This is a genomic window from Microvirga massiliensis, from assembly GCF_001006805.1.
GTDB classification, from domain to species: Bacteria; Pseudomonadota; Alphaproteobacteria; order Rhizobiales; family Beijerinckiaceae; genus Microvirga; species Microvirga massiliensis.
This window is the reverse complement of the sequence record NZ_LN811362.1, coordinates 102,945-105,037: the sequence shown is the minus strand read 5'-3', so window position 1 is coordinate 105,037 and position 2,093 is coordinate 102,945. Positions and strand designations below refer to the sequence as shown.

The 2,093-nt window shown below is 63.5% G+C and carries 2 protein-coding genes and 1 pseudogene; all 3 read left to right on the top strand.

Annotation, left to right across the window (positions count from 1 at the left end):
• Positions 1-181: pseudogene (locus BN1233_RS45110) on the top strand (IS3 family transposase); the annotation flags it as partial.
• Between the two features lie 113 nt (positions 182-294).
• Positions 295-876, top strand: coding sequence for a hypothetical protein (locus BN1233_RS47515; protein ID WP_048709312.1), 582 nt, complete (start codon positions 295-297; stop codon positions 874-876).
• 144 nt (positions 877-1,020) lie between these two features.
• Positions 1,021-2,093 (top strand): transposase (locus BN1233_RS31435; protein ID WP_048709311.1); only part of this gene is annotated, 1,073 nt, incomplete at its 3' end.

Here is a 2,093-nt window from a genome sequence, read left to right as displayed (position 1 = left end):
CCCCGATGGAGTCGTTCTTCCACTCCTTGAAAGTGGAACTGGTCCATCAGCGGAACTGGGCGACACGCGAAGAGGCGCGGCGCGACCTGTTCGGCTACATCGGGGGCTACTCCAATCGGCAGCGCATCCACCCGGCGCTCGGGTATCTCACCCCGAACAAGCCGAACGGAAAGCGAGTTAACCCCGTGTCCACGTCAACGGGGAAAGATCACCATGCGTCATGGCCTATTTTGCTCTCCATCGCTTTCTGGCGGGTCCGGCGTAGAATGTCAGGAGCAGCCAGGGACCAGGCTCATGCCCATCTCGCTCCTGTTCACGGGGCACATGATAGACAAGCCGGACCGCCCCGAGCCGCGCTTCCCCGCCTCGCTCGAAGAGGCCGCCCGTGTACGCATTACACGCGCCATCATTCCCTATGCGCCAGCCAAGGCAGGGTCAGGTGAGCCGGCGCTTGGTTTTGCCAGTTGCGCCAGGGGCGGCGACATCCTGTTTCACGAGCAGGGCCGGGCTCACGGCATCGATACGGTGATCGTGCTGCCATTCCCGCCGGAGGTGTTCGTCACTACCTCAGTCGAGGGAGTACCGGGGAGCGATTGGGCGTCTCGCTTCTGGGACCTCTGGAACACCACTCCGGAACCCCAGCGGGAGGTCATGGACCTGCCAGTCTCGGATGATGCGTATGGTGCCTGCAATGCGCGCCTCCTCAAGCAAGCCCGTCAGCATGGCAATGTGCATCTAATCGCCCTGTGGGACGGCAAGGCCGGTGACGGTCCGGGCGGGACCGCCGACCTCGTTGCCCGCGTCAGTGCCACGAACCAGCCCGACATTTTCTCGCCCGAGAGCCTCCAAACGGGCAGCTCACCTGCTGAGACGTGAAGGGGATTGAGCAATGCCGCGCCCGCTCTGCTTCATGATCATTGGACTTGTACCGCTTTAGATACTGCTGGCGAATGGGTCGGAGCCTTGGAGGCAGGGATTGGCGTTCTGGGTTTGAGGGGCAGCACCATCCCGGAGGTCCTCATGTCGCTCTGCCCGACCCTATGCCGAGATGTCCCGGCCGCAACGGCAGCCATCGCTCGTGCTGCGTTCCCGCAGGGCAACCCCTATCTGCGCCTGCGTGACCACCTTGGGACGATCTTCTCCGACGCCCAGTTCGCGCCTCTCTTCGCGCCTTGCGGGCAGCCAGCCGAATGCCCGTGGCGGCTGGCGCTGGTGAGCTTGCTTCAGTTTGCCGAGAGCCTCTCAGACCGGCGGGCGGCCGAGGCGGTCCGCAGCCGCATCGATTGGAAGTACCTGCTGGGACTGGAATTGACCGACCCTGGCTTCGATGCCTCTGTTCTAAGCGAATTCCGCAGTCGCCTGGTGGCAGGAGGCTTAGAAGAGCAGCTCCTCGATACACTTCTGGTCCTGTGCCGGGAGCATAAGCTGCTGAGCGCCCGCGGCCGCCAGCGTACTGACTCCACGCATGTGCTCGGAGCAGTCCGTTCCCTGAACCGTCTCGCCTGCGTGACCGAGACCATGCGGGCGGCCCTGAATGCTTTGGCCTCCGCCGCACCCGCCTGGTTGCGCGCTCATGCCAATCCCGTCTGGATCGAGCGGTATAGCAAGCCGGCTGACGACTATGATGTCCCGCAGGGCGAAGCGAAGCGGCGGGTCCACGCTGAACAGATCAGGCACGATGGCCATCAGTTGCTCGCGGCAATCACAGCCCCTGATGCACCAGCATGGTTGCGCGAGATCCCGGCTGTTGAGCTACTGCGGCAGGTCTGGGTCCAGAATTTCTATCTCACTGACCAGGCTCAGACCATAGAACCGAGGGCCGGCGCATCCTCTGAGGCCACTCCCCTGGTGCACTGGCGGACCGACCATGAGGGATTTCCACCCTCCCTGCTGATGGCCGGATCACCCTACGATCCAGAGGCGCATTATGCTAAGAAGGGGACGACAACCTGGATTGGCTACAAGGTTCATCTCACCGAGGCTTGTGACGAGAGCGGTCCGCACCTGATCACGCACGTGGAGACCACGCCGACGCCGGTCGTGGATCGCGAGGGCCTGTTGCAAACTCTGGCGTCGGCCGCAGGATGGGCCGC